The organism is uncultured Caulobacter sp., assembly GCF_937900395.1.
GTDB lineage: Bacteria > Pseudomonadota > Alphaproteobacteria > Caulobacterales > Caulobacteraceae > Caulobacter.
The window spans coordinates 39,584-48,686 of record NZ_CALCDX010000153.1; the positions used below are offsets into that span (position 1 = coordinate 39,584).

Genomic DNA, 9,103 nt, shown 5'->3' on the forward strand with positions numbered 1-9,103 from the left:
GCACGGTTCCGGTAATCGACCTCTTTCTGGACAAGAAGAACCAGCTGATCGCCGACGAGGTGATGAACCGCGGCACGGTCGACCACGCCCCGGTCTATCCGCGCGAAGTGATGCGCCGGGCGCTGGAGCTCTCCAGCAGCAACATCATCATCGTCCACAACCATCCCACTCGCGATTTTTCGGTCACGCGCACCCCCATACAACCACGTTGATTTTGCTACATATTTTGCTTTTCAGAGCCGTCAGAATTCGGCATGCTGAGGCCGTTAAGAAGGGTTGATCCAGTCGCTTACGCCACCAATTACCGACCCCAGTAAGTGGCGACGACACCCGACTTACCAGCCATCGGGAGAGTCTCATGCCGAGCCTCACAGACGGCGCGCTCCGTCGCGCGCTCAAGGAAGTTGAACAGTCCCAGAAGGCGGTCGCGCTGGCTGATGGAGAGGGGCGTGGCACCGGCCGGTTGATCATCATGATTAGGCCGATGCCAACTCGCGTCACCGCCGATTGGATGGCGCAACAGTGGCGCGATGGCAGGCGTACTCGGCGAAAGATCGGCACTTATCCGTCGATGTCTCTGCGCGAAGCCAGGGAGGTCTACGAGCGTGACTTTGCCGACAGCATCCAAAAAGGACGCAGCATCAAAGTGGTGGGCGACACGCGCGCCGGCACCGTCGCTGACCTCTTCGAGGCCTATACGGGCCACCTTAAGTCATCGGGGAAGGCATCTTGGAAGGAGACGGAAAAGGGATTGAACAAGATTGCTGACACGCTGGGCCGCCATCGCCCCGCGCGCGACATCACGCCGGTCGAGATCGTCGATGTCATCCGTCCGATATATGATCGTGGGGCCCGTTCGATGGCCGACCACGTCAGAGGATATATCCGGTCGGCGTTCAGTTGGGGCCTCAAGTCAGAACACGACTACCGAAGCACAACGCCGCGGCGCTTCGGTCTAGTGCATAATCCTGCCGCCAGCATTCCAACTGAGCCTTATGTTCCCAGCAACCGATGGCTCGACGAAGAGGAGTTCCGTCGCCTCTATCGTTGGCTGGAATGCCCGGACACGCCGGTGCACCCGCCGTACACGCGTGCAGTTCGCCTGATCATGTTGACAGGTCAGCGCGTCGACGAGATCGCGCGCCTACACGTCGACCAATGGGACGCCAAGGAAAGGATCCTCGATTGGTCGAAGACCAAGAATGGCAAGCCACACGCTATTCCCGTACCCAATGTTGCGGCTGAACTCTTGGACGCGATTAAGCCGAACAGTTACGGCTGGCTCTTTCCCTCGGCGATGGACCCTAGCCGACCTGTCAGCCACCAGACGCTCTACAGCTTCATCTGGCGCCAGCGGGAGCGCGAGGTCATCCCCATAGTGACCAATCGGGACCTACGGCGGACCTGGAAGACGCTTGCCGGGAAAGCGGGTTTATCAAAGGAAATCCGCGATCGCATTCAGAACCACACGCTCCAGGATGTGAGTTCGAAAGCGTACGATCGGTGGAGCTACATGCCTGAGAAACGTGCCGCGATGAAGCAATGGGACAACTTCGTCCGCGGTATTATCAACCCTAAGCGTTCAAAACTGGTCGTGTGACGGGGGCTCGGTCGTGCGCGGGGCCTGGTCCTTGTCTTCGCCCTTCGGCGGCCTCGTCCATACCAACTGTGCGCTGACGCCGTCCTCATCCGGGAACAGCGCGGCCGACACGGGCGCGGGCAAGAACGGGTCGTCCAGACTCACCCTGAAGAAGCTGCGCGCGCGATCGGTGCCCCAGCGGGCTTCCCAGGCGTCGCCGACTCGGGAGCTTCCCACCATGACGCGAAACGCGGGGGCGTTGGGGCTGGCTCGATCGTCATTCGGAACGAACCGCACCTTGGCGTTGGCGACTAGCGTCCGGACTTCTCCTTCCCAGCCACCGCCGCGCGATGGTTTGAAGTTGCCGATGACCAGCTTGATCATGACTTCGCCTCCGGCGCCTTTGCACCGGCCGGTCTTGGGTCGAGCCCTTGGCGCTCGGCTAGCAAGGTCTTTCGGGCGGCGACGAACTCTCGATCGTTCAGCAGGAAGTGCTCGATCATCGAAGCGCCGAGATCCGCCGGGCTGGCCTCGACGCCGTTGCGGGTATTGTAGATGGTCGCGTAGTCCCCCAGAGCGTCTTCGACGTCCGGCATGATGCTGAGCGTGAGCTTGACCGGAGTGCGGTTGGGCAACTTGCCTAGCTTCAGATCGGCCATGATGAACTCCTCTACAAAGCCCGCCAGGGGCGCAGGATCAGGTCCTTGTGGACGATGACGCGTAACGGCCAGCCGGGCCGGATGCGCAGGGTGGGTTGAACGTCGAGCTGTTTGCCGACGATCTGTTGGCCGGCTTGAGAGGCGCTTTGCTGGGTCGACTGCCGGATGGCGCGAACCAGATCGCTCTCGCCGTCACCAAGGTTCAGTTCCGTGCCGACGCCGAGCAAGGTCGAGAGCGCGACGCCCTTGAGAAGCTGCCAGGTGTGGAAATCCACTTGGTCGGCGAGCCCGGCATAACCCGCGGCATCCGTGGCCGGCAGGTTGTCCAGCTGGATCGAGGCGCCGTCGGGCAGAATGATCCTTTGCCAGACGAGCAAGGCGCGCCTCTGGCCGAAAGCGACCACGCTGTCGTAGCTGCCGATCAACCGCGCGCCCTGGGGGATCAGCAAGAAACGGCCCGTGGCGCTGTCGAACACGTTCTCTGTGACCTGCGCGATCACCAAGCCTGGTAGGTCGGAATTGAGACCCGTGATCAGGCTGGCGGCTATGACGCCGCCGGCCATCAGCTGATAGGGCGAGCGCGACGTCTCCAGTTGGTGCGGATTGTAGACGTCGCCGGCGCGCGGAGTGGCCTCCATGAACGCCGCCTTCTGGTCTTGGCCGTTGGGATCTCGGATCGCGGCCGCCGACGGGACCGGCACCGTCGGCACGGCGGAGGGGCCGACGAGATCGCCGGGCGCGATCGCCGCGTCGGTGCGACTGGCGACCTGCACCATGACGCCCGCCTCGCGAGCTTGACGGGCTTGACCAGCCCGTCGCTGACGCTCGGCTTCGACGGCTTGCTGAGCGGCGGTTGGCCGAGCCGATGAAGCGTTCGCGCGATCGCTGCTAACTACAAAACTGTCACGGCGCTGCTGGTCGATCACGGCCCGCCCCAGATCGCCGGGCAATGGCGGCCCCAGGCGAGGCGCCGCGCCAGATTGGGCATAGTCGCTCGGAAGCTGGCGGACGACCTCTGCCGGCGTCCCCCGATCCGCGGCCTGCGGCTCGTCGGCCGCTTTGGTCATCTGAAAGGTGCGCGGGCTAAGAGCGAACCACGCCAGACCCGACAGACCGATCGCGCCGATGGCCGCAGCTCCGATCATCAGCCCGCGCCGAAAGCGAACCACGCGTGGCGGCCGCGCGCGCAAACTCAGGGTGTCGGTCGCCACCTTAGACGGCGACATCGCTTCCGGCGACCCGCCGGGCGAGTCAGGATCCTGGGTCATCGCGCGCCTCCCCGGGACTGGCCGTCTGTCCGGGTAACCCGGACGACTTGCTGAGGCGCCTCGCCCATCCGCAGTTCGGCGGCGGCGAAAAGCCGATCGACGATGTAGCGGTTACCTCGGACGCGATAGTTGACCAGTTGGCTGTCGCCGAGCGGGCCCACGACGAAAAGCGGCGGGGCCTCGCCCTGGTCGAGACGATCGGGGAACTCGATGTAGACCTTCGAGCCATCGTCCCAGGCGCGCAGGGGTCGCCATGCTGGGCTGTCGCCGCTGATCGCATACCGGAAGTGCAGCGAGTCGATCGCGACGTGGTCCGCGACAGGTTCCGCTGCTGAGGCTTCCGCGTTTAGGCGTCGCAAGGCTAGGAGTCGGTCCTGGGGGTAGATCCAGGAAATCGCCGCCATGGCCGTGGCGTCGGTGCTTTCCAGCGCCAGGTGATAGGCGCGACGGTCGGTCGTGACGACCATGTTCGTGGAAAGCCCCGAGGCGAAGGGCTTGATCAGCACGTGCACCCGCTTGGACTGCCCGTCCCCGCTGGTCGTGTCTCCGATCACCCAGCGCACCGTGTCGCCGGCCGACACGGCGGTCAGTTGCTCGCCAGGTTCCAAGACGACATCGCTGACGCGTTCTGGAGCGGTGTAGAGGCGATAGAGCGCGCCCTCGGTCCAGGGATAGACCTGAACGGCGTTGATATAGCCGGCTGCGCTGGGCTCGCGCGTCGCGGCGCGATTGGCGGCCTCGACCCGCGCGCGCGGCGGCTGGGCCTCCGGCCGCGTGCTGGGCGCCGGCAGCAGCTGACCCGGAAGGGGCAGCGGCTTGGGGATCTCAACGATCTCGACAGGCTTCGGCGGTTCGGCCGCGACCTGGGCCGGTTTGAAGTCGGCGGCGTCGAAGGCGATGGTCGGCGGCGGGGTCTTGCCATTGGCGCAGCCGGCGAGCGTGGCGGCGCAGGCCAGCAGGATGGGGGTCCGGACATTCATGGCTGAAGGTCTCCTTGAACGGGTCCAACGATGGGCGGGGAAGGCATCGAAGGCGCAGCGGTCGGCGCCGGCGCCGCGGCCGGACGGGTCTCGGCCTCCTGCGCCCAATCGACGGCGTCGACGAACAGGCCGAGGGGGTTGCGCTCGAGTTCGGCGCGGGTCTTGGGCTTTTGCCGAACCAGGGTCAGGATCGCTGTCCAGCGCTCCGACTTGGCCAAGCTCCCGCGCTCGAATGTCCTCTCTTCCCATTTCACCTGGAACGACGTGGGCGAGGCGCGGACCACGCTGATCACCTGAACCGACACGCTGCGCGATCCGATCTGGGTGAAGGGGTCATTGGCGCGCGCGTGGGCGTCCAAGAAGGCGTCGCCGCGCCCAGACGCCAGGTCGTAGGCCTCAAGCCAGCGCTGGCGCACAATGACCGGATCCGTCGATAAGGACCGGACATCGGTGATGAACCGGCGCAGCTGGCCGGCCAAGACGGTGTCGTCCGGCCGATAGTCTTGCTCAGCCGGACCGACGGCCCTTGCTTGGCCGAGGCGATCGACTTCGACCACATAGGGTTCGATACGGCTTTGAGCCGACTGCCAGATCGCGCCGCCGGCCAGGATCGACGCCAGAGCGAGACTGCCGAAGAACGCCAGGCGCCAGCTGTGCGCCTGGGCGCGGGCCGAGCCGATGCGCTCGTCCCAGAGCTGGCCGGCCTTCTGGTAGGGCGTCACGGGATCCGGCGTCTGGCCGTAGCGCTGAGGCGTGCGAGTAAAGCGCATGGCTTAATCCTCCTTACTGCTGAGATCGGGGTTGGCCGAGCCGCCGGGCCGATCGCCGTCCTTGATGGTCTGCAACACGGCGTGGCGGCGGACATGAGCGGACTGGGCCGATTGCAGCTGGCGCGCCCACGCCGGCGGCGCGGTGCCCTGCCCGCCGGTGGCCTCGGCGCCCGAGGCGGCCGGCGACGGCGCACCCGCCACGGGACTCGAGCCGCCCGTGGCCCGCCAGGCGCCGGCGCGGCCGCGCTGCGCGCTGTCGGAAAGCGAGCTGGCGGCGCGGCCAGCCATGTCTCGGAACGGCTGACTCGCGGCGCCGGCGGCCGCGCGCGCCACGCCGCTCAGGCCTGACGCGACGCCCGCCGCGCTGCTGGCGCCCGATGTGGCCTGACGCAGCTGGTAGGCGGCGCTGGCCGCCGAACCCATCGCGGTCCCGGCGCGAACCGCCGCGAGACCGCCGGCTCCCGCCGCGCCCAGAGCCCGAGCGCCCAACATCGCGCCGCCGCCCACGAGCATGGCCGCGCCGGCCGCCGTTCCCACCGCCGCGCCGGCGCCCAGTTGTGGAGCGCCGGACACCAGGCCTGAAGCGATGCCGGGACCGAAGATCGAAAGGCCGGCCAGCGTCAGGGCGCCGAGCACTAGGGTCATGGCGTCGCCGAGATCCGGATCCGGACCGAGCGTGGCGACGAAGGCGTCGAAGAAGCCCGCGCCGATGCCGACGATCACCGCCAACACCATCACCTTCACGCCGCTGGAAATGACATTGCCCAGCACGCGCTCGGCCAGGAAGCTGGTCTTGTTCCAGAAGGCGAACGGGACAAGCACGAAGCCCGCCAGGCTGGTCAGCTTGAACTCCAGCACCGTGACGAAAAGCTGAATGGCCATCACGAAGAACGCCAGGACCACCAGCACCCAGGACAGGGCGAGCAGCGCGATGGTCACCGCGTTGGCGACGACTTCGGGCCAGCCGGTCAGTTCGCTGGCCTTGGCGATCAAGGGGTGGGCGGCGGTGAAGCCGATGCTGGCCAGCTTGCCCGGCCGCAGTAAATCCTCGGCGCTGACCCCGCCTCCTCCGGCGGTCAGGCCAAGGCCCGCGAACGACCGGAAGATGATCTCGCTGAGCGTCTTGAAGTTGCCGAGGATGAACGCGAAGGCGCCGACATAGAGCACCTTCTTGATCAGCCGGCCCAGGACGTTGTCGTCGCCTTCCAGCGCCCACCATAGCCCCGCCAGCGTGACGTCGATGGCGATCAGGGTCGTGGTCAGGAACCCGACATCGGGACCCAGCAGGCCAAAGCCGCTGTCGATGTAGGCGCTGAAGGCCGCCATGAAGCGGTCGATGATGTTGAGGTCCGGTGCGGGGTCCACGGGCGTGGCCTTTCGCTGCCTGGTCGCTGGGCGATCAGGGCCGAGGGGTATAGGCGGAGGCCTCGCCGATGAACCGGCGGGCGGCGAGCTTACCGGCCTCCAGGACCTGGGCCTGACGCGCGCTTTCCAGCGCCTGCGCCCGATACTGAGCGGCCATCAGGCTCTGGATTTGCTGGTCCTGCTTGATGGCCAGGGCCTGGAGCTGGTTGGCGGCTTGCTGGGCCTCCAGGGCGCCGGCCGCGCCCTGGCTGCGCTGGACGAGCTGGTCGATCAGGCTGGCGTCGGCCTGGACGTTCTCGACGACCTTGGCCTGCACCTTCAGGGTCTGGCGGTAGCCGTCCATCGCCGCCCTGGCTTGAGCGCGGGCGCGGTCGAGCAGTTGGCTGGTCGTGGCGTTGGGATCCAGGGTCGTCGGATAGGAGTCGGCAAGCACCGCCTCGGTCGAGGCCAGGGTGAAGGCCATGCCCTTGGCCTGCGCCATTAGGGCGTCGAGCTGTTGCAGCGCGTCCCTGATCGGCGCCAGGGCCGTGTAGTCGAGCGACTTCAGGTTCCGGGCCATGTTCTGCAACATGGTCAGCTCGTTCTGCAGCGAGCTGATTTGGTTGTTGACCTGCTGCAGCGACCGGGCGGCCGTCAGCAGGTTCTGAGCGTAGTTCGTCGGGTCGAACACGGTGAACTGCGCGGCGGCGGGCGTGACGAGGCCCGGCAACGGCGCCAGCACTAGCGAGGCGGCGGCGAGGCTGGCGATAACCAGACGCGCGTGGTGGGAGGTGCGTAGGCGCAGGGATTTGAGACGCGGGGTCATGGCGTGGCGTCCTTCTCGATGGGGGTGGATGCGAAATTCGCGGCCAGGGGAGCGGCCCAATCGAGACCGCGGGCGGTGAGGAAGGCGGCCGCGAAACCGGCCTCGCCGTGTTCCGCCAAGACCTTGTCGATCAGGGCCTGGGTCACCGGATCGGAGGCCCCGCACAGCGCCATGGCGACGGGCCCCAGACCAAGCTCGAACAGTCGGTTGCCCAGCCGAGATTGCAGGTAATAGTGGCGCTTGGGCGTGGCCCGGGCGATCAGCTCGATCTGGCGGTCGTTAAGGCCGAACCCTTGGTAGACCTTGCGCGATAGCGGCTCGGCGGCGCGGTCGTTGGCCAGGAAGATGCGCTGGGCGCAGCCGTCGATGATTGCCGGGGCGATCGTGCTGTCGGCGATGTCCGATAGCGACTGGGTGGCGAACACCACGCTGACGTTGCGCTTGCGCAGTTCCTTCAGCCATTCGCGGATGCGCGCCGCGAAGAGCGGGTTGTCGAGAAACTTCCAGGCCTCGTCGAGCACGAGTAGGGTCGGCCGCCCGTCGAACCGCGCTTCCAGCCGGTGGAAGAGATAGGTCAGGACCGGCGCGACGACAGACGGCGTCGAGGCCAGCGCTTCGGTCTCGAAACACAGCACATCGCCGACCGACAACCCGTCCTCGGCCGCGTCCAGCAGACGGCCGAACGGCCCATCCAGCGTGTAGGGCGCCAACGCCGCCTTCAGCGGGTTGGACTGGAGCAGCATCGAAAGCCCGGTCAGCGTCCGTTCGGCTGGCGGCGCGCCCGAAAGGCTGACCAGCGCCGACCACAGCGCGTCCTTGATTTCTGGGGTGACCGGGACGCGCTCGTTGGCCAACAGGTCCGCCAGCCATTCGCTGGCCCAGGCCCGCGCGCCGGGACGGTCGATGTCACGCAAGGGCTGGAACGCCAGGCCGCTGTCGCTGGCCAGACCGTAGTGCCTGCCGCCCATCGCCAGGGTGACAGCTCGCGCCGAGAACCGCTTGTCGAAAACATAGACCTGGGCGCCGGGATAGCGGCGAAACTGCAGGGCCAGGAAGGCCAAGGCCACCGACTTGCCCGCGCCGGTGGGGCCGACCAGGAGCATATGGCCGACATCGTCGACATGGGTCGAGAAGCGGAAAGGCGTCGCGCCACTGGTCAGGGCGTGGAAGGTCGGCGGTCCGGCGAGATGCCGGTTGGCTTCCTGGCCCGCCCAGACCGAGGATAGCGGCATCAGGTGCGCCAAGTTGAGGCTATGGACCAGCGGCTGGCGAACGTTGGCGTAGACCTGACCCGGCAATGAGCCAAGCCAGGCCTCGACGGCGTTGACCTGCTCACGGATGCAGGTGAACCCCAGGCCGTTGACGATGCGCTCGACCAGCCGGACCTTCTCGTCGGCCGCCAAGGCATCGCTGTCCGAGACGGTGATGGTGGTGGTCAGATAGCCGAAGCTGACGTGATCGCCGCCCAAGGTCTGGAGCGCCAGATCGGCGTCCGCGAGCTTGTTGTCGGCGTCGCTGTCGGTCAGGGGGACCGGCTCGTTGCTGATCACCTCGCGCAGGATCTGCACGACCGACTTGCGCTTGTTGAACCACTGCCTGCGGATGCGGGCCAGCGCCTTGGTGGCGTCGGCCTTGTCCAGGCAGATGAACCGGGTCGTCCAGCGATAGCTGAACGCC

At 66.7% G+C, this 9,103-nt stretch carries 9 protein-coding genes and 1 pseudogene; 2 read left to right on the top strand and 8 right to left on the bottom strand.

What is annotated here, in order from left to right; all coding sequences use genetic code 11:
• Window positions 1-20: 20 nt before the first annotated feature.
• Both Q0379_RS13230 and Q0379_RS13235 read left to right on the top strand, forming a co-directional pair.
• Window positions 21-212: pseudogene (locus Q0379_RS13230) on the top strand (JAB domain-containing protein); the annotation flags it as partial.
• A 146-nt stretch (window positions 213-358) separates the two neighbouring features.
• Window positions 359-1,600 carry a site-specific integrase gene (locus tag Q0379_RS13235; protein WP_062093984.1) on the top strand — a complete coding sequence of 414 codons (1,242 nt, stop codon included), beginning with the start codon at window positions 359-361 and terminating at the stop codon, window positions 1,598-1,600.
• On the opposite strand, the gene Q0379_RS13240 is transcribed toward Q0379_RS13235, so the two are convergent.
• The 8 genes from Q0379_RS13240 to Q0379_RS13275 form a co-directional block, all read right to left on the bottom strand.
• Window positions 1,583-1,963, bottom strand: a complete 381-nt coding sequence (locus tag Q0379_RS13240; protein ID WP_062093985.1) for a DUF736 family protein — start codon at window positions 1,961-1,963, stop codon at window positions 1,583-1,585. The two genes, Q0379_RS13235 and Q0379_RS13240, sit on opposite strands and share 18 nt — an antisense overlap.
• The gene (locus tag Q0379_RS13245; protein ID WP_062093986.1) at window positions 1,960-2,238 is read right to left on the bottom strand and encodes a DUF2274 domain-containing protein; all 279 of its coding nucleotides are present in this window, start codon (window positions 2,236-2,238) and stop codon (window positions 1,960-1,962) included. Before Q0379_RS13245 ends, Q0379_RS13240 begins: the two co-directional genes overlap by 4 nt.
• Before the next feature lie 11 nt (window positions 2,239-2,249).
• On the bottom strand, window positions 2,250-3,383 hold the full coding sequence (locus tag Q0379_RS13250) for a TrbI/VirB10 family protein (RefSeq protein WP_299009427.1): 1,134 nt from the start codon (window positions 3,381-3,383) through the stop codon (window positions 2,250-2,252).
• A 119-nt stretch (window positions 3,384-3,502) separates the two neighbouring features.
• Entirely contained in the window at window positions 3,503-4,486 is a 984-nt protein-coding gene (gene trbG, locus Q0379_RS13255; protein ID WP_062093988.1) for a P-type conjugative transfer protein TrbG, read from the bottom strand.
• Window positions 4,483-5,256: a conjugal transfer protein TrbF gene (gene trbF, locus Q0379_RS13260; RefSeq protein WP_062093989.1), complete on the bottom strand. Its 774-nt coding sequence runs from the start codon at window positions 5,254-5,256 to the stop codon at window positions 4,483-4,485. The genes trbG and trbF overlap by 4 nt, the downstream gene beginning before the upstream one ends.
• Window positions 5,257-5,259: 3 nt before the next feature.
• A complete protein-coding gene (trbL, locus tag Q0379_RS13265; protein WP_255357738.1) occupies window positions 5,260-6,597 on the bottom strand; it encodes a P-type conjugative transfer protein TrbL in 1,338 nt (445 codons plus the stop codon).
• 58 nt (window positions 6,598-6,655) lie between these two features.
• Window positions 6,656-7,426, bottom strand: a complete 771-nt coding sequence (gene trbJ, locus Q0379_RS13270) for a P-type conjugative transfer protein TrbJ (protein WP_062093990.1) — start codon at window positions 7,424-7,426, stop codon at window positions 6,656-6,658.
• On the bottom strand, window positions 7,423-9,103 hold a 1,681-nt coding region (locus tag Q0379_RS13275), incomplete at its 5' end, for a conjugal transfer protein TrbE (RefSeq protein WP_299009435.1). The genes Q0379_RS13275 and trbJ, both read right to left, overlap by 4 nt.